At 66.7% G+C, this 15,664-nt stretch carries 19 protein-coding genes and 1 tRNA gene; 4 read left to right on the top strand and 16 right to left on the bottom strand.

Annotated features, from left to right (window positions below; genetic code table 11):
• Positions 1–11: 11 nt before the first annotated feature.
• Positions 12–587, bottom strand: a complete 576-nt coding sequence (gene dcd, locus ACZ4E1_RS11380; RefSeq protein ID WP_188338099.1) for a dCTP deaminase — start codon at positions 585–587, stop codon at positions 12–14.
• Positions 588–1,100: 513 nt separating this feature from the next.
• On the opposite strand from dcd, the gene ACZ4E1_RS11375 reads away from it, so the two are divergent.
• Positions 1,101–1,174: transfer RNA gene (locus tag ACZ4E1_RS11375), tRNA-Gly, on the top strand.
• Between the two features lie 51 nt (positions 1,175–1,225).
• On the opposite strand, the gene ACZ4E1_RS11370 is transcribed toward ACZ4E1_RS11375, so the two are convergent.
• The 11 genes from ACZ4E1_RS11370 to ACZ4E1_RS11320 all read right to left on the bottom strand — a co-directional run bounded on the left by ACZ4E1_RS11370 (position 1,226) and on the right by ACZ4E1_RS11320 (position 8,454).
• Positions 1,226–2,398, bottom strand: coding sequence for a tyrosine-type recombinase/integrase (locus ACZ4E1_RS11370; protein WP_467538070.1), 1,173 nt, complete (start codon positions 2,396–2,398; stop codon positions 1,226–1,228).
• On the bottom strand, positions 2,398–2,616 hold the full coding sequence (locus ACZ4E1_RS11365) for an excisionase family DNA-binding protein (RefSeq protein WP_467538069.1): 219 nt from the start codon (positions 2,614–2,616) through the stop codon (positions 2,398–2,400). The genes ACZ4E1_RS11370 and ACZ4E1_RS11365 overlap by 1 nt, the downstream gene beginning before the upstream one ends.
• Positions 2,610–3,983 (bottom strand): replication initiator protein RepSA, encoded by a 1,374-nt coding sequence (repSA, locus tag ACZ4E1_RS11360; protein WP_467538068.1) that lies wholly within the window; start codon positions 3,981–3,983, stop codon positions 2,610–2,612. The genes ACZ4E1_RS11365 and repSA overlap by 7 nt, the downstream gene beginning before the upstream one ends.
• Positions 3,984–4,120: 137 nt before the next feature.
• Complete coding sequence (locus ACZ4E1_RS11355; protein ID WP_467538067.1) at positions 4,121–4,450, bottom strand: SpdD-like protein; 330 nt, start codon at positions 4,448–4,450, stop codon at positions 4,121–4,123.
• 24 nt (positions 4,451–4,474) lie between these two features.
• Entirely contained in the window at positions 4,475–4,630 is a 156-nt protein-coding gene (locus ACZ4E1_RS11350) for a hypothetical protein (RefSeq protein ID WP_467538065.1), read from the bottom strand.
• A gap of 12 nt (positions 4,631–4,642) precedes the next feature.
• Positions 4,643–4,834 (bottom strand): mobile element transfer protein, encoded by a 192-nt coding sequence (locus ACZ4E1_RS11345; RefSeq protein ID WP_467538063.1) that lies wholly within the window; start codon positions 4,832–4,834, stop codon positions 4,643–4,645.
• Between the two features lie 28 nt (positions 4,835–4,862).
• Entirely contained in the window at positions 4,863–5,537 is a 675-nt protein-coding gene (locus ACZ4E1_RS11340) for a DUF2637 domain-containing protein (RefSeq protein WP_467538061.1), read from the bottom strand.
• Positions 5,534–5,740: a hypothetical protein gene (locus ACZ4E1_RS11335; RefSeq protein ID WP_467538059.1), complete on the bottom strand. Its 207-nt coding sequence runs from the start codon at positions 5,738–5,740 to the stop codon at positions 5,534–5,536. Before ACZ4E1_RS11335 ends, ACZ4E1_RS11340 begins: the two co-directional genes overlap by 4 nt.
• An 80-nt stretch (positions 5,741–5,820) precedes the next feature.
• Positions 5,821–7,176 (bottom strand): FtsK/SpoIIIE domain-containing protein, encoded by a 1,356-nt coding sequence (locus ACZ4E1_RS11330; RefSeq protein WP_467538058.1) that lies wholly within the window; start codon positions 7,174–7,176, stop codon positions 5,821–5,823.
• Positions 7,177–7,178: 2 nt separating this feature from the next.
• A complete protein-coding gene (locus ACZ4E1_RS11325; RefSeq protein ID WP_467538056.1) occupies positions 7,179–7,535 on the bottom strand; it encodes an SCO3933 family regulatory protein in 357 nt (118 codons plus the stop codon).
• Positions 7,536–7,674: 139 nt separating this feature from the next.
• Positions 7,675–8,454, bottom strand: coding sequence for a GntR family transcriptional regulator (locus tag ACZ4E1_RS11320; protein ID WP_467538055.1), 780 nt, complete (start codon positions 8,452–8,454; stop codon positions 7,675–7,677).
• A gap of 18 nt (positions 8,455–8,472) precedes the next feature.
• Between ACZ4E1_RS11320 and ACZ4E1_RS11315 the strand changes: the two genes are divergently transcribed.
• Positions 8,473–8,940: an NUDIX hydrolase gene (locus tag ACZ4E1_RS11315; protein WP_467538053.1), complete on the top strand. Its 468-nt coding sequence runs from the start codon at positions 8,473–8,475 to the stop codon at positions 8,938–8,940.
• A gap of 504 nt (positions 8,941–9,444) precedes the next feature.
• On the opposite strand, the gene ACZ4E1_RS11310 is transcribed toward ACZ4E1_RS11315, so the two are convergent.
• The 4 genes from ACZ4E1_RS11310 to ACZ4E1_RS11295 all read right to left on the bottom strand — a co-directional run bounded on the left by ACZ4E1_RS11310 (position 9,445) and on the right by ACZ4E1_RS11295 (position 12,867).
• Positions 9,445–10,842, bottom strand: a complete 1,398-nt coding sequence (locus tag ACZ4E1_RS11310) for a hypothetical protein (protein ID WP_467538052.1) — start codon at positions 10,840–10,842, stop codon at positions 9,445–9,447.
• A 399-nt stretch (positions 10,843–11,241) separates the two neighbouring features.
• Complete coding sequence (locus ACZ4E1_RS11305) at positions 11,242–11,553, bottom strand: hypothetical protein (protein WP_467538050.1); 312 nt, start codon at positions 11,551–11,553, stop codon at positions 11,242–11,244.
• Between the two features lie 226 nt (positions 11,554–11,779).
• Complete coding sequence (locus ACZ4E1_RS11300; protein ID WP_467538048.1) at positions 11,780–12,127, bottom strand: hypothetical protein; 348 nt, start codon at positions 12,125–12,127, stop codon at positions 11,780–11,782.
• Complete coding sequence (locus tag ACZ4E1_RS11295; protein ID WP_467538046.1) at positions 12,124–12,867, bottom strand: GntR family transcriptional regulator; 744 nt, start codon at positions 12,865–12,867, stop codon at positions 12,124–12,126. Before ACZ4E1_RS11295 ends, ACZ4E1_RS11300 begins: the two co-directional genes overlap by 4 nt.
• A gap of 946 nt (positions 12,868–13,813) precedes the next feature.
• Between ACZ4E1_RS11295 and ACZ4E1_RS11290 the strand changes: the two genes are divergently transcribed.
• A complete protein-coding gene (locus tag ACZ4E1_RS11290; RefSeq protein ID WP_467538045.1) occupies positions 13,814–14,569 on the top strand; it encodes a GntR family transcriptional regulator in 756 nt (251 codons plus the stop codon).
• Positions 14,570–14,686: 117 nt separating this feature from the next.
• On the top strand, positions 14,687–15,439 hold the full coding sequence (locus ACZ4E1_RS11285; RefSeq protein ID WP_467538043.1) for a TRADD-N-associated membrane domain-containing protein: 753 nt from the start codon (positions 14,687–14,689) through the stop codon (positions 15,437–15,439).
• The last annotated feature ends 225 nt before the right edge of the window (positions 15,440–15,664 follow it).

The raw sequence follows: 15,664 nt of genomic DNA, 5'->3' as shown, positions 1-15,664 counted from the left end.
GTTGCTGCCGCTCACACCTGGGTCCGATGGAAATTCTGGAAGGAGCGGGAGGCCGTCGGCCCACGCTGCCCCTGGTAACGCGAACCGTATCGCTCGCTGCCGTACGGGTACTCGGCGGGCGACGACAGCCGGAACATGCACAGCTGGCCGATCTTCATGCCGGGCCACAGCTTGATGGGGAGCGTCGCGAGGTTCGACAGTTCCAGCGTCACGTGGCCGCTGAAGCCCGGGTCGATGAACCCGGCCGTGGAGTGCGTGACGAGGCCGAGGCGGCCCAGCGAGCTCTTGCCCTCCAGGCGCGAGGCCAGGTCGTCGGGCAGCGAGATGACCTCGTACGTCGACGCGAGCACGAACTCACCCGGGTGCAGGATGAACGGCTCGTCGCCCTCCGGCTCCACCGTCCGGGTCAGGTCCGCCTGCTCGACGCTCGGGTCGATGTGCGGGTACTTGTGGTTCTCGAACACCCGGAAGTAGCGGTCGAGACGTACGTCGATGCTCGACGGCTGCACCATGGATTCGTCGTAGGGATCGATCCGCACCCGCCCGGCGTCGATCTCGGCCCGGATGTCCTTGTCTGAGAGAAGCACTCACTGAGGATACGCAGAGCGCGGGGGCCCGCCACAATCGGCGGGCCCCCGCGCTGAGCCACTGCTTCCGCCTGCCGCTACCGCTTGTCGGATCCCACAGGAACCGAGTGCCGGAGCCGGGCGCACCGCGGGCACCGGATGAGCCGGCCGGGACCGAGTCGGTCGGCCTGCTGCATCGGGAACGAAGCGGTGCTGAACACGTGCCCCTCGGCACATCGGACGACGGTGCGCTCCATCGAGTCCATCAAGTCCCGGAGTCCCTTCCCCACGAGCCATGTGGTCAGTTTCCTGACCGACGACGGGGTCACATTACGGGATGAAAGGGACGCGAATCCACGCGGCACTCCGCCTCTGAACAACCCTCGCGCGGTCCCCCCACCGTACGCCCCAACTCCCTTCACCCGCAGTCACTTCCAGGCCTCGGAACGCAGCCGGGCCCCGGCGCTCACGCGCCCGGGGCCCGGGATGAGGTACAGTGTCCGCGAGTACGGATCATCGCAACGGCCGTACTGTGCGGGTGTAGTTTAGTGGTAGAACATCAGCTTCCCAAGCTGAGAGTGCGAGTTCGATTCTCGTCACCCGCTCCATAAGAAACCCCCAGGTCGTAGACCCGGGGGTTCTTTGTTGTCTGGACCTGTTCAGCTGTCGCGCACCACATCCGCACCATTACGGCTGTCGGGCGGCTCCTTGTGGTGCTTCGCACGCTGAGTGCGCACCATCTCGTCGAGCCCGTCGGCGACCTCACGCTGACGCTCGTGATCGGAATGCTGATAGATCAGCGCGGCCTTCTCCGATGACTGCCCCGCACGGACCATCGTGTCCTTGAGCGTGGCGCCGGAGCGCGTCGACAGCGTGTGACCGGTGTGGCGAAGATCGTAGAACCGGAAGCCCTCCGGAAGGCCCGCCGTAACTCGAACCCGACGCCAGACCTTCCCGAACGTGGTGCGACGGAAGGCGCCGCCGCGCTCCCCGACGAAGAGCAACCCGTCCGGCCTCTTCTCGGCCCACCAGTCGAGATGCCACTGAACCTCGCGGCGCAGGAAGGCCGGGAGCACGACGACGCGGGCGCCGGCATCGGACTTGGTCGGCCCCGGGGCGCGCCGGCCGTTTGTGCGCTCAGGCTCCGCTACCCGGACACGAACCACGAGGGCGTCAGGGTCGACATCCCTACGCCGCAGACCGGCCAGCTCTTCCGGTCGCATCGGACCGTACGCACCGAGGTAGACCATGAGGCGCCAGCGGGGACCGATCGCGTCGGCGAGGGCATCGACCTGGGCGACGGTGGCGACCTGTCGCTCGGCAGCGGATTCCTTGCCCGCTCCCTTGATCCGGCACGGATTGCGACTGATCAGGTCGTCGTCGACGGCCGTCTCCATGATGGCTTTGAGGAGGCGGTACGCCTTGGCAACTGTGGTCTTGGCCTTGGTGGTGCGAAGGCGCTCAGCCCGCCATTCCCGGACGCGAGGAGCCGTGATCTCGTCCAGGTCCAGCGTGCCGAAGGTCGGGAGGATGTGCAGCCGCAGGAGGTGCTTGTACAGATCCTCGGTGCGAATGGCCAGCTCACGCTCCTCGACCCACTTCTCCGCGTAGACACGGAAGTTGACCGCCCCGGCGTCGGGAGCGCGCCAGTCCCCTCGACTGAGGTCGGCCTCGACCTGGGACAGCCAGACCTCTGCGTCCTTCTTTGTCTCGAACGTCTCGTCCGCGCGAACCCGCTCCCCATCGGGGCCCAGGTAGGAAGCGGTCCAACTGCCTGAGCGGTACTGCCGCACGGCACCGAAGCGGCGGCGTCTGCCCTTCTTGTTGGCCATCAGGCAGCCCTCCGCAATCCCGCACGGCGGATTCGGGCGGGCTGGACGGTGTGTTCGGTGACGTAGGACGACACGGCGCTTTCGGGGATACGGACGTGTCGGCCGACCCTGACGAAGGTGATGCGGCGTTCCTCGATGAGGCGACGTGGGAAGCGAACCGTGGTGCCCAGGGCTTCGGCGACTTCCGCGACGGTGAGCAAGCGGTCCACGGTCACCACTCCCCCTCGTCGACGGATACGGCCAGGGCCTCGCGGGCGGTGTCGCGGTTGAGTTGGAGGCCGCGGGCGATGGTGGCGGCGAGGGCGGACTCGCCGGGAGTGTGGCCGTGGCCGGCGTATTGCCAGTCGGCCAGGACAAGGACGGTGTCCGGCTTGAAGTCGGGCGTGCCGAGCACTTCGTGTTCTTGGGCGGCGCGGAAGTCGGCGCGGGCCTGGCGGAGTTCGCCGAGGGTGGTCGAGTAGCGGCGGGACTTGGAGCTGAAGTGGCCGCGGAAGCCGAGCATGTGCGCCCAGGCCCAGAGGCGGCGGTCCGGGTAGAGCGGGTCGAGGTGCTTGCAGGCTTCGATCAGGCGGCGGGTGTGGTCGGGGACCTGGTGGCGTTCGAGGTCGGCGAGTTCGGTGATTCGGCGGTCGAGCGTGCCGGTGTTCTCGGCGGCCTTGGTGGCGTACTTGGCGATGTACGAGGCCACTGCCTGTTCGGTGATGTCGGAGCCGTCGCCGAAGGCTTTGACGGGGCGTACGTCGAGTTGCTTGCCCCAGTGGAAGGTGCGTGCGGGCTGGTCGTCGGCGGCCGGGACGGACACGGAGGTGTAGCTGTGCGAAGCAGCTGCGTGGATCGCGTCGGTGAGGAGTGTGACCGTGGCCCACGACGGCGGCGGGGCCTCTGGGCCGTCCGGGCCGTCGATGCGGATCACGGCATGGAAGTGCAGGGCTCCGCGCTTCTGGAACTCGGCGACCTTGCCGTACGAGAGGCGGGCCGACTCCTTCAGCTCCCGTTGGGAGAGGCCGGCGCGGGCGGCGATTTCGCGGCGGAGGCGGGTCGTGAAGCGCATCCACAGGTCGCCCGCGTGGTTGTTGAAGAGGACGGCGGCGGCGTAGTCGTACGTCGTCGGGTCGAGGGCCATGCCGAGGGCCGGGTCGTCGGACGCGTGGCGGGTGCCGCAGCGGCAGGCTCCGGAGTCGGGGCGGTTGTGGACCGGGCCGAAGGACGGGGCGGTGAGGGTGGCGAACACGCGCGGGTGGTCGCGGACCGTGGAGGGAATGTCCCGGCGGTCGTCTCCGGCCAGTCCGGCACGGATGAGGTGGTAGGTGTCCCCCGCGTACGTCCAGGCGCAGGACGGGCAGCGGGAGGCGCGGCGGTTGCCGCAGGCGAGGCGGAGGCGGCCGCCGGGTTCGGCCTCGGTGGAGTAGTGGTGCAGGGTCTCGCCGGTCGTCTTGTCCTTGGTGAGGGTCCAGCCGGTGAGGTGGATCGGGTCGGCGCAGCCTCCGGTGCGGCGGATCTGGTCCTGCCAGCGGTCGTAGTCGTCGGCCGAAGCCACCCTCAGCAGGTCGCCGAGGGTCACCGGGTCGAGCAGGGTGTCAGACACGGGTGCCCTCCCGTGTGGAGGGGTGGGTGTGGGCGGTCATGCTGGGGGTTCCTTCCGGTTGTGAGATCGGTAGATCGGTTGGGGCACGGCTCCCGGGCGGCGGATGCTTGGCGGTATCGAGGTCGCCCGGGGGCCGGTCAGCGGCGCTTGTGCTCGGAGGAGATCAGCGAGCGGATGACGAGCGCGCAGATGGCGAGCGAGACGCCGGTGATGGCGACCGCGAGGAGCATCGAGACCAGGACGGCGCCGACGACCAGGACCACGGCCGTACCGCCGCCGACGAGGGCGACCAGGGCGCCGGGCGTGAGCTGGACCGTGGGCCGGGTCGAGGCCGGCGCGGCGATCGGCGCGGCTGTCGGCGCGGGCGCCGGGGTGTACTGCGTGATGCTGGTCGGCTCGACGACGACGGCGTGCGGGGTGACGATGCCGGTCGGCTGGGGCATGGTCGGGATCTTCGGACGGAACATCGCGGAACTCCCTGCGGCAGGTGGTTACTTGACAGCTGTATCGATGACCGGGGAGAGCAGGCTGTCGGCGAGGAGGTAGCCGCCGAGCAGGAGCACGGCCACGAGCCACCAGGGCGGGCGGATGAGCTTGATGCCGAGGTAGCCGACGGCGATCAGGGCGAGCCAGAGCGGGACGTGCATGGCGGTGGCCTCCTAGCGGACGTTGCAGCGGTGGGTGCGCGCGGCGAGCTGGGCGGCGCTCTGGCTGGAGTAGTCGGAGGACCAGCCGCAGCGGTCGGCGGTGCAGACGGCGGCGTGCCGGGTCTGGCCACGGCGGTCGCGGTGGGTGCCGATCTGGACGGGGCCGATCCGCATCACGGAGTGGAAGTGGTCTCGGGCAGGCATGGGCGGTTCTCCTTTCGAGTCAGGCGAGTCAGGCGAGTTGGGCGGCGATGGCGTCGGCGAGCTGGGGCGGGACGCCGAGCCGGGCCCGAAGGGTGTCGGTGTCGATCGCAGTGCCGGTCCGGGCGTGGTGGTCGTCGGCGACCTTGCGGGCGTGGTCGACGAGGGCGGCAGGGACGGGCGGTGTCGGGATGACGGCGGCCGGAAGCGCGGGAGCTTCGTCGGCCGCGGGAGCCTGCGGGGCTTCCGGCTCCGGGGCGGACGTTGCGGGAGCCGGGATTGCGGGTGCGGATTCCGCGTCTACGGGCGCCGGCCGATCCGGCACTCGCACCTCGTCCGTCTCGTGGGCGGTGTGGGCGAGGAGCGTTCCGCCGAGGAAGGCGAGGGCGGGCCAACCGGCGACTCCGAAGCGGAGCCAGGCGGGAGGGTGGGCCAGGTCGAGGAATCCGGCCGTGGCGACGTTGGCGCCGAGCGAGGCCACCAGCGCGATCACGAACCAGGCCCAAGCCAATCGGGACGGGCCGTCGCTGCGGAGCCGACGCCAGGCGGCGACGAGCAACAGGTCGACGCTGACCGGATAGGCCCACGCCTTCCAGCCGTCCTGTCCGGCAGCGGCAGCGAGGTCGTGCAGATGAGCGAAGGAGAGCGCTCCGGCGATGACGGCCTGGACGAGAACGGCATCCGGGCGGATCGCGGTCCGGATCATTCCGAGCCCTCGCCCGGGTATTCGGGCCCGTCAGCCGGGTCGTAGCCGGGAGGCAGGGGCGGGACGACATCGCGCGGAAGCGAGACGGCGATGGCCGGGCCCAGCACGGCCACGAACTCCTCGTCGGCGTGGGCCAGTTGTGCGTACCGGGCCAGTGCGCCGAAGAGCTGGACAGTGCGTTCGAAGTCCTCGTAGGCGTCCACTGGTTCACCTCCGATTTCAGGCATGGGTGGGGTAGGGACGTGGCGCGGATACGGTCGCGCCGGCCGAGGTACGGGAGTGGTCAGGCCGTGGCGGGGACGGCCTTGGAGAGCGGCGTACTGGCCGAGGAGAGCGGGGCGACGGCGGGCCGGAACGGTGCCAGCTCGGGCAGGTCCGGGGTGCGGTCGGCGTGCCGGTTGCAGATGTTCACTGCCTCGCGCAGCGAGGTGTGCGGGGCGCGGATGCGGGCCCATCCACCAGTCGAGTCAGCGGCTACGGCGATGCCGGGCGACTCGGTGGGGATCTGGATGGCGGCGAGGACGGCGTCCGGGGCGATGTCGCCGAAGGCCATGTTGGCGCTGGACTCGTCGTTGACGCGGTGCGCGGTGCGGCCGGTGAGCTGGGCACGGAGCATCGTGATGCCCTTGCCGAGTTCGGAGCCGAAGCGCTGGCCGCAGATCTCCAGGTAGATGCCGGCGGCGCGGCCGAGCTGGGCGAGCCGGACCAGGTCGGTGATGATCCGGTCTCGCCGCTTCTCTTCTTCCTTGCTTGCGAAGAGCGCGAGTTCGGCGACCTCGTCGACCAGGACGACGACGGGGATCGGGCGCAGGTCCTCGGGCAAATCCCAGATGTCGGCGGCGATCTCCGCGTCGGGGACGTTGACGCTGACGCGCTGCTCGGCGCGGATGAGCTGGTAGACGGCCTCCATTTGGGCGACGAGCGCGTCGAGGAGTTCGAGGGCGGTGTCCGGGTTGTCGGCGAGGGCGGAGAAGCGGCGGGCCAGCGGAAACAGCTCGACGCCCTGCTTGCAGTCGATGCCGACGAGGGCGACGTTCTGCGCGGCGAGCCCGGCGACGAGGTTGCGCTGGTAGACGGACTTGCCGGACTCGGTGGCGCCGAGGGTGAGCCCGTGCGGGACGGCCCGATAGTCGCGGTAGTGCACGGCGCCGTCCTCGCGCAGGGCGACAGGGATGCGCATCGGATTGGTGTCGATCTTGGCCGGCATCTGCACCCGCTTGAGCACGTCATAGCCGGTCATCCTCAACTCGACGACGCCCGAGCAAAGTTCTCGTGAGGTGACGCCGTACATGCCGAAGGAGTGGCGAAGTCGGTCGGTCGCGGCGGAGACGTCGAACGCGTCCTGTCCCGGGCGGAGCTTGAGCCGTAAGACAAGGCCAGTACGGGTCGGCCGGAAGCGAAGGATGCGCGGCGCTCGCGGCTCGGGCACCGGGCGATTGGTGATCCGGGCGAGCGAGAGGCGCCAGCGCGACGGCGGGACGGTCAGCCCGCAAGCGTCCATGACGGAGGCGTAGCGGATGGCGACCCGCACGGCGGCGAAGGTGACCCCGAAGGCCATCCAGTACCAGGCGGGGCGCCGCCACCGCAGGAGCACTGCGGCAGCGACGACCAGCACCAGCGCGACCGTGAAGCCGGTCATGATCAGGCCGCCTTCGGCTTCATAGCAGCCGCGGCGAGCGAGGTGACCGCGACCGCGCGGAAGGCGATGCCGTGCCGCTTCTGACCGTTGAACTCGTTCTCCCACGGGCGTGCGATCAGGCCGGTGAGCGCGACCGGGGTGCCCATGGTCAGCTCGCCGGAGACGCCCGGCTCCGGGACGGTCACGGAAAGGATCTCCACCTCGTCGTTAGCCGCGAACATCACGTCCACGGTCAGCAGCTTCGCGCCGGTCTCGGCGTCGAGGGCGAGTTCGCCGGTCCGGCGGTCCTTGACCTTGGGTTGCGGGTTCTTGGCGACCATCACGGTGGCGGTGGAGGTGTCGACGGGGATCTGACGCACAGCGGATCACTCCTATATAGATGCTGAACTCCGCCACTCATGTACATGAGTGACATGAAGAAGAGTGCACCACTCCTATACATGAGTCAACCCGCCGCGACAGATAAGTCACGACGGGCTGTGGAGAGTTGAGCGAGCGTCAGTCGGCGGCGGGGATCCGGTACTCAAAAACGAACTGGTCAGCGGCCATGAGGGTGTCGCACACCTCGACCACGCGACCCTCGGTCGTCACGGCCTCACGGACCAGATGAATCACGGGAGCACCGGGACTGAGCGCCAGCTCGGACGCCTCCGCCTTGGAGGCCGAGCGCGCTTGCAGCGTCTCGACGAACTCGGCGAACTCGTGCCCGTGGTCTTCGAGTCGGGCATAGATGCCACCACCGCCGGGGTTCTCGGCGAACAACTCGGGGATGTCCTTGACGACGCCCCACGGCAGGTAAGACGTAGCCGTCTCGACGGGCGTGCCGTTCCGGAAGTAGAGGCGCCGGCGGGCGAGCACCTGAGTGCCGGCCGCCACGCCCAGCCGCTCGGCGGCATCCGCGGGAGCCTCCATGGGCCCGATGTAGAGCACGCTCACCTTTGCGGCGGCGCCGGACTGCGCGGACTCCGCCAGATATGCAGCCTTGCCGCCCTGCCGATGGGAACGCCGGAAGCGGTCCGACGAGCGGAGCCGTACCGGTGGCCGATCCTTCACGATCGAGCCCTTGCCGTGCCGGGTCTCCACGAGCCCACTGGCCCGCACCTCGACCATGGCCTTGCGAATCGTCCCGCCGGATACGCCGTAGCGCTCCACGAGCTCCGACTCACTCGGCACCATGTCGCCGGGCTTGAGGACTCCTCCCCTGATCTGCTGAACGATGTCTTCAGCGATCTGCACGTACCGAGGTACGGCCCTCCCCTCTCCTACCGCAGTTCCCATAGTCCTTCTCTTCCTCCTATGCTCCTGTACATGAGTAACAGCGCCCGGGAAGGCCAGTCAACGCCGCTGCACTCCGTGTCGGTGGCCGGAGTGGTGGTCCGCGACGACGGCCGACTCCTGGCGATCAGGCGCGCGGACAACGGCACCTGGGAACTGCCTGGTGGCGTACTCGAACTCGACGAGCCTCCGGAGGCCGGCGTCGCCCGCGAGGTCCTTGAGGAGACTGGCATTCACGTCGCGGTGGATGAGCTGACCGGGGTCTACAAAAACACGACGCGAGGCATCGTGGCTCTGGTCTTCCGCTGCAAGCCGTCCGGGGGCACCGAGCGCACGTCCAGCGAATCGACGGCGGTCGACTGGCTCACGCCCGAAGAGGTCGCGGAGCGGATGTCCGAGGTCTACGCGATCCGCCTGCTGGATGCCTTGGATGGGGCGGGCCCGCACGTGCGGAGCCATGACGGCAAGCGCCTGACGCCCGCGCGATAGAACTTTCCCTACTTCATCAAGGCCCGCGCACGGCGCGGGCGCGCGCCGCCTGTGCGGCGCGGCCTGCCTCCTGTCTCCGCCCCGGCTGGCCGCGCCCGTCGGCGCGCTGCGCGCAAGCGGGCAAAGGCGGGACGTCATCCGCGGGCACAAGATGATGCCTCCGGCGGGGGATCGGCCGGCACCGGGATGGAGGGGGCGCCGTTCCCGTCCGCGGGCTCATCGTGGTGAGCGTGGGGGCTCCCATCCCGTCCACCGTCGACCCAGGCAGAGCCGAGCAGACGCGGCCCATGGCGTCCAGGTCGTTCGTACAGTGGCGCGCTCCACCTGGACGCCATGAACCACGCCCGCTCCACGGTGTGTGGGTCGACGGCGGACGGGATGGGAGCTGGGGTGGGGCATGGGTTGAGGTGAACGGGGCAGCATGCCCCGTGACGGCAGGCGTCTTTGATCAGGCGGCTTGGCCCGACTATGAAGTTAAAAGTGGTATCCGCGTTTTCCTGACGGTCAGCTGTTCCTGATGCGAGTTTGAGTACTTAGGATGACTTCAAACGCAAGCAACCGAACAAGCTCGATGTCCGGCCACAAAGACTCCGCTTCGTCGCTTTGCGGAAGCAGCGCCGGGACGCTATCGAACTTCGGGTCATCCTTGGCATGGACAATTCTGTTGCGAATCTTATATACGCGGTCAGCAACCTGCTGACTCAGAGATACCTGACGATTTTCCGGGTTGATTGAGTCCGTGATGCCCCTGATGGGCCCGTTCTTAGTGAAATGTTTCCCCCAGTCGCGCTCGGTGAAGAAATCTTGCAAGGAACCCCCGCGGACGAATTCCTCAAGCAGAACCCGCAATTGCGCGGACTCAGAAGAGCTTGCAGCATTCTCCCCGACTGCCAGGATTCGCATCAAAAACTTGTCTTGGTGACGGTCGAAACGTTGGTCCGAGAGCTCTAGCTCCAACTTGCGCAAAGCGCTTCTCCGAGTCGCCACCGGGAAGAAATTCTCAAGTACTTGATAGTAGGAGAGGAAGGCCAGGGGTGGGTTTCCTGTTGCGCTGCCAGCGAAGCCGAAGAGGACAGATACTTCTGGGTCAATTCTGGTCTGAGGAAACCGGACTACACGACTAGCGCGCTCACGACGAATCAACTGGCGCCGGTCGTATTTCGGAGGCCACCGCACGAGCCGGGTTTTAACCCCATTGCGAACTTCGAGTTCATAAACAAGAGAATTCAAGATTGGCTCCGCTGCGGACTCCAGGTCCTCTTGTTTCATCGAGTGCCCGAAATCGATTTTCAAGCTGAGAAAAAACCTCGCCCGATTCCTATATCCTGAGTTCGTCAATACATGACATGCCGGCGAAGGTCCAGAGATTTCTACGCACGCAGCCTCATCCGTGAGATGCAGTCGAGGCGCCTGGTCTCTGGTGGCGATCAGATCTTGCAGGCTCAGAAAAGGTTCAGCACCGCCAGTGTGCCTGCAAACCGCATCCACATCCTCCGGGACTGAATGCATGAAAGATCGCATCAGGGAACTGTTAGCTGCGATGTAGCCATTGGGACGAATGAGTACCTCGATGTAGCCGGAATTCGGAATTGCAATCCCGGCCCACCTTTTACAGAGAAAAGCGCCGCGCTGAAGCTGGTTGAGCAAATCGGCGGCGCGGTCTCGGGGAAGCAGGGTTCCCGCATGGGAACCTTCATCCCAATTCGGGTGAGAGGAGAAGGTCAGATGGCTAGTGCCGATTTCTTTAAGGTCGATATTGTGGCTAGCTAGGTCTCGGACCACGTTCTTCTCGGTCGAGGTCAACTCCTCGGGTGGAGCTGCTGCGTTGGTCTCGTCCGAGTCCGGATCTGCTCCCTCTTCATCTACCTCGACCCAGTCACTGTCCTGCGCAAGCTCTGACATGGTTCCGCCCCCTTCATGCTGTGGTCAGGAATGCTAATCGGAGCTACCGACCCGAGGAGGAGGTTTGGGCTAGAGAGCTGCGTTGGGGCGAGAACGGGTATGTCACTGGTGGCGGTTGTACAGCAGCGCGATATCGCAACTGCAACAGCCATCTTCGGCCCCCACCGCTTGCTAGGGGCCTCGCGGCGGTCGGTATGGCCGTGGCTGACCGATCTGGCTAGAGCTACGGATAGAAGGCTGCGTGCCACAGTCGTGCCACATCGTGCGGTCAACCACGGTCAATGAGGGCTCGATGCAGTCGAGATGCGCCGTTCGCTCGGGCTGCCACTACAGCCGGATTGACCTGGGCACCCTCGCTACCGGCCACGACCGCCCTTACAAGGCAGATGCCCAGCCCACTCACCGGTTCCAGACCCGTTGAAACTCTTCGGCTGGGATGGCTTCCAGGGGGTCCTCTTCCGGATCGATCGCTTGGCCTGTCAGGCCACCGCGCTCGTCATCCAGGTGCTCCCAGCTATACCGGTGGAGCTGGCCGGCCGAAGTCAGCTCGGCTTGCTTGAGGACGATCAACTCGCCACGGTCGGAGACCGCTTCGATGTACCAGCGGCCACCCTCCTCGTCCTCGTGGCGGAAGTAGTGCCGTAGGGTGGCGCGCTCGTCGAGTGCTCGGTAGTACGCCACGATCTCCGCGATGCGCTCCAGGTCAGCCACGGAGTCATAGTGCCAGGGTGCGACGCACGGTTGCGCAGTTCTGACATCTACGACTGACATCAACGGCGCGGGACGCCAGCACTCCTAGGTGGTGCAGCATGAACGGCGTGGCTGGGTGGTCACCCGGCAGGGCCGAGCAGTGATCGAACTCCTAGTGCGGTGGTCACGCAGTCGCGGAGGGGCCCGGTCGACTTCCGGGCCCCTCCGCCATCGAATCTCTGCCTTGCTAGCTGAACGCCGCCGCCGGCAACCTAGGGCCTTCGCCTCCGTGTTCGCGGCCGTTGGGATCTGGTTGCGACAGGCGCTGGCCTCGGCTCGTTGCCACCCTGAGTGCCGTCCTCAGGCCTCCAGCGAGGTCCACCGCCAGGAGCCGCATGTCGCTCGGCGCCACCTTCTCTTCCGCCAGCAGTTCCGCTGCCTGTTCCAGGAGTTCCGCGGCCATACCGAGTTGGATGGCTTCGGTGTTGTCCGCCAGGCGCGACAGGTAGCTATCGGCGTCGTCGGAGCTCAAGTAGCAAGGTTTGCCCTCGGGGCCCGACCACGGAAGAAGACGCAGTTCGATGGGAGACGTCATCCTTCCCTCCTCTTCTTTAGGGTCACGGGGTGGGTGATGAAATACGCGTCCGTGCGATGGCCGGGGAACACCAGCTGGGCCGCCTCGACCACACGGCCCGTGCCGTCGACGGCTACGCGCGTGATGGCGAGGACGGCCAGGTTGGGACTGATCCGGAGGATCTCCGCTTCCTCGAGGGTGGGCGGGCGGGCAGTGAGGCGCTCCCGGATTTCGGCCAGTTGCGGGTGGAGAACCGTCAGCGTCTCGTCGAAGCCCGCGCGCGAACTCGACTCACAGAGCCGGCCAGCTTGCGGTAGATCGCACGGCACGTAGATGCGAGCGAGGCTGTGCGGCGACTCCCCCTCGTTGCGGACGCAGAGGTACTGAGTGAGCCGGCTGTTTGCCGGTACCTCCAGCAGGGCGATCAGGTGCCCTTGCGCCTGGAGGCGGGTGGTGCGAACGCTGACGTGCAGTGACGGGTCAACTGCGTTGCTCTCGCCCAGGATTCGGCCTCCACCCACATACGTGATCCGGCTGGATGCGCGACGAACGAAGTTCCCCTTGCCGTGGACCTTCTCCACGAGGCCTTCGCTCTGGAGGAGCGTGAGGGCACTCCGCAACGTCGGCGTGCTGACCATGTACCGCGAGGCGAGGCTCGACTCGGAAGGAAGGCGTTCGCCGGGCTTGAGTCGGCCGGTCGCGATCTGATTCCGGATGTCGTCGGCGATGGCTTGGCGACGGGAAGGCACGGGCGCACTCACCGCCTTCTCAAGACTCGTAGGGCGATGAGCCGCGTTCGCGCGTGCATGGTCAGGAGTTCGCCGGACTCGAACCGAATGCGCTTGGCTCCTCCGGGAAGCCGGAAGAGATCGACTACGCGGTGCGGACTACCGCCGACATCGATGACGTCGCCCCGCTGCACGCTGTCCACGGTGATCTCGACTGGAGCGGCCATCACGCCGCTCGGCACCCACCCCCTCACTGAGTCACCTCCTGCGGGCTGCCCTCGCCGACCGCGGAATGGCACCCACAACCGCACGACTCATAGATCAGAGGGACGTCTGACGTCGAAGCGGTCGGAGAGGACTGCAGACACGCACGGTGGGTGCCGATGCAACACGCACTCGACCGGTAGGGAACGGTCGCGCCCCTCGTGATGCCAGGCGGCTGGCAGGGCGGCATCAGAGAGCCCCCGCAGACACGAACTGTCCGCACACAGGGCGATCGGAAAGCGCAATCGGTGACGCTTCGATCAGCGGAGGGCAGGGACCCCAGTCATACGGGGCACACCATGCGGTGGTGGGGCAGACGGTATGGCGAATACGGTTGAACACGCTGACCAGCTCCTATCGCTGACGGCCGGACCCCCGGACCTCACTCGTCGCGGGGGTCTCTCTACGTACGGCGGCCCATAAGGTGCGGCCGCTAAGGCTGTTGGCCAGGAGTCCGAAGCGATCGGCCCCCGCCACTGCTTCCAGGGCCTCCCGCCATGACTCAGCGGGGAGGGACTCCGGTACCTCCGCTTCGATCGACGTGAGGTGCCGGTGTCGCTGCAGCCTTGGAGTGAGTCCGAGGGCGGTCAGCCGAGCGGCGATGTCTTCGGCGCGCGCATCCGAAGCAGCAGACACAGCTCCGCCCCCGTCACTCGGAAATCACTCTCGGTTAAGCTAGTTAACTAGATTAGAGCTAGTGGACTAGATTTTCTATATGCCTGAGCAGCCGCCGTATCTCCGCATCGCTGACGTGCTCCGACGTCGGATCGCGGAGCATGAGTGGACGCCGGGGGACCGGCTCCCTTCGCGCGCCCAGATCGCCGAGGAGTGTGGCGTCGGCGAGAATGTGGTGCGCCGAGCGCAGGAACTGCTGATCTCCCAGGGCGTATTGGAAGGTCGCGCCGGTTCCGGGACCTATGTAGCCGCGCCCCGTCAGCGTGTACGCGTGGTCCGCTCGTCGGCGCGCGAGCAGCCTGACGGTTCCCCGTTCCGCACGGACATGCGAGCTGTGGGCAAGCAGGGTGACTGGGAGAGCCGCACCGAGGCCAAGGTGCCGGCACCCGCCGAGATCGCGGAGCGACTGGGCATCACCGAGGGCGACCTGTGCGTCCGCACCGTGTACGAATTCCTGGCAGACGGCAGGCCCGTGCAGCTATCGACGAGCTGGGAGCCGTACGACCTCACCGCCGGAACCCTGGTCGTCCTCCCCGAGGGCGGCCCACACTCTGGGGCGGGCGTCGTGAACCGCATGGCCGCCATCGGGATCACCATCAGCCACGCCGTGGAGCAGCCGGAGCCGAGGCAGGCGAGCGCCGAGGAGGCGTCGCTTCTGGGCATTCAGAAGGCCGCGCTCGTCACGCACATCCGACGGACGTACTACAGCGATCAGGGGCGGCCCGTGGAGACGGCGGACATCGTCGTACCCGCCGCGCTCTGCGAGATCGTCTACGAGATTCCGATCGGTCGATAGCGGGGCAACACTCTGCATCGACGAGCGAACTGAGTCTTTGGGAAGGGGACCGACAGCACAAGGGCTTGCGGGATGATCCTGGTCAGTGTCCAGGACGGCTCAGTGCGAGGGACGAGCATGACGACTGATATCTGGATGAACGTGATCACTGGGGTCGCGACAGGTCTTGCGGGGGTCGCAGCCTTCTTGAGGTTACGGCGGTTTCCTAAGGATTTTGACGAGGACCTGAAAGAAGAGCGCGAGCGTCTACGAGAGCAACTGTCTGCCCGGGAGTTGCGAGTCGGTGGTGACCTACACATCATCCACAACGGCGCCGCCTCCGATTCAGCGAGTCGCCCGGAGGATGGTCAACTGGCCGACGTCCGCGCCGCGCTACAGCGGATCGATGATGATCGATTCGCTGAACTGCTCATTGACTACTACGCCTACGGCCTCACCCAAGCGCGGAGCAGTTTCTACACCAGCCAGCGGTTCGCCGGCCTGGGCACCCTGATCCTGCTCTTCGGAATCGCGCTTGCAGTCTGGCGTTCTGAGACGACGGGCGACCTGTACCTCGGAATCGTCACCAGTTCCGTTGGTGCTGTCATCGCGCTCATCGGCCAGTTGTTCCACCGTCGCGCCGATATCGCTCTACGTCACATGTCAGACCAAACCGATGCGCTGCGTGACGACATGCGGACCGAGCGGTCGACTGAGCAAGCGATCCTGCTGCTGGCGGATGTTGCCGATCCTGAAGTGAAGGCGCGACTTCAAGCAGGGTTGATCATGAAGCTGGCAGGAGCTGAGCTGCCCGCCTTGACCAACGGAACCTACCTGCCTCCACAGCAGCACAAAGAACGGTGCGAGGCTCCGACAGGCTCCGGCGAGTAAGTGGCGCGCTACAACGCTCCCCCTGCACCACAGTCGCACCAGATCGGCCGGGGAACGGCGGGGAACCACGGTGAACGCAGTTCAGCCCAGCAAGGCCCCAGACGAGCCATTCACGCAGGTCAGCGGCCGTATCAGCCCCAGATCCCCCCAGCTTCCCAAGCTGAGAGTGCGAGTTCGATTCTCGTCACCCGCTCCATCCGACCCCCGAGTCGTCGACTCGGGGGT

It is taken from the genome of Streptomyces sp. NPDC025806 (assembly GCF_055558275.1).
The sequence above is the reverse complement of the archived record's forward strand: the minus strand, read 5'-3'. Positions and strand labels throughout refer to the sequence as shown.

What these genes read in the sequence shown, in the direction of transcription:
- ACZ4E1_RS11290 (WP_467538045.1), top strand. Translation starts at nt 13,814, where the DNA reads ATGCCTGAGCAGCCGCCGTATCTCCGCATCGCTGACGTGCTCCGACGT.
- ACZ4E1_RS11320 (WP_467538055.1), bottom strand. Translation starts at nt 8,454, where the DNA reads ATGGGAACTGCGGTAGGAGAGGGGAGGGCCGTACCTCGGTACGTGCAG.
- ACZ4E1_RS11330 (WP_467538058.1), bottom strand. Translation starts at nt 7,176, where the DNA reads ATGACCGGCTTCACGGTCGCGCTGGTGCTGGTCGTCGCTGCCGCAGTG.
- ACZ4E1_RS11345 (WP_467538063.1), bottom strand. Translation starts at nt 4,834, where the DNA reads ATGCCTGCCCGAGACCACTTCCACTCCGTGATGCGGATCGGCCCCGTC.
- ACZ4E1_RS11340 (WP_467538061.1), bottom strand. Translation starts at nt 5,537, where the DNA reads ATGATCCGGACCGCGATCCGCCCGGATGCCGTTCTCGTCCAGGCCGTC.
- ACZ4E1_RS11355 (WP_467538067.1), bottom strand. Translation starts at nt 4,450, where the DNA reads ATGTTCCGTCCGAAGATCCCGACCATGCCCCAGCCGACCGGCATCGTC.
- ACZ4E1_RS11285 (WP_467538043.1), top strand. Translation starts at nt 14,687, where the DNA reads ATGACGACTGATATCTGGATGAACGTGATCACTGGGGTCGCGACAGGT.
- ACZ4E1_RS11300 (WP_467538048.1), bottom strand. Translation starts at nt 12,127, where the DNA reads ATGACGTCTCCCATCGAACTGCGTCTTCTTCCGTGGTCGGGCCCCGAG.
- ACZ4E1_RS11315 (WP_467538053.1), top strand. Translation starts at nt 8,473, where the DNA reads ATGCTCCTGTACATGAGTAACAGCGCCCGGGAAGGCCAGTCAACGCCG.
- ACZ4E1_RS11310 (WP_467538052.1), bottom strand. Translation starts at nt 10,842, where the DNA reads ATGTCAGAGCTTGCGCAGGACAGTGACTGGGTCGAGGTAGATGAAGAG.
- ACZ4E1_RS11350 (WP_467538065.1), bottom strand. Translation starts at nt 4,630, where the DNA reads ATGCACGTCCCGCTCTGGCTCGCCCTGATCGCCGTCGGCTACCTCGGC.
- ACZ4E1_RS11370 (WP_467538070.1), bottom strand. Translation starts at nt 2,398, where the DNA reads ATGGCCAACAAGAAGGGCAGACGCCGCCGCTTCGGTGCCGTGCGGCAG.